At 67.1% G+C, this 398-nt stretch carries 1 pseudogene; it reads left to right on the plus strand.

Annotation, left to right across the window (positions count from 1 at the left end):
* Positions 1-398 (plus strand): annotated as a pseudogene (locus tag D7X96_RS39375) (type VI secretion system membrane subunit TssM); the annotation flags it as partial.

Raw genomic sequence — 398 nt, forward strand, 5'->3', positions numbered from 1 at the left:
AGACGGAGGACGGCGAGGAGTCCCTGACGGCGCTGGATTCGTACGAGGACCAGCTGGCCACCGTCCAGACGACGCTGCTGGCGGTGAAGGACAAGCCGGCCGAGTCCGGCCTGCTGCTGGACAAGATTGAGTCCACCCGCAACAACGTGGAGATGATGGTCCGCAAGCAGACGGACAACGTCGCCATCTTCGAGCGGCTGCTGCTGCCGCCGTGCCAGGAGATGCGCTCGGTGGTGTTCGTGGGCGTGGCCTGCAACAAGAGCAAGCTGTGGCAGGACCAGGTGGTGATGGCGTGGAGCAGCGCCTTCAAGGGCAAGTATCCGTTCGACCGCGCGTCGCAGGCGGACGCGCCGCTGCCCGAGGTCGCGGAGTTCCTGCGCCCCGAAGGCGGCCTGGAG

Origin of the sequence: Corallococcus interemptor (assembly GCF_003668875.1) — a bacterium.
GTDB classification, from domain to species: Bacteria; Myxococcota; Myxococcia; order Myxococcales; family Myxococcaceae; genus Corallococcus; species Corallococcus interemptor.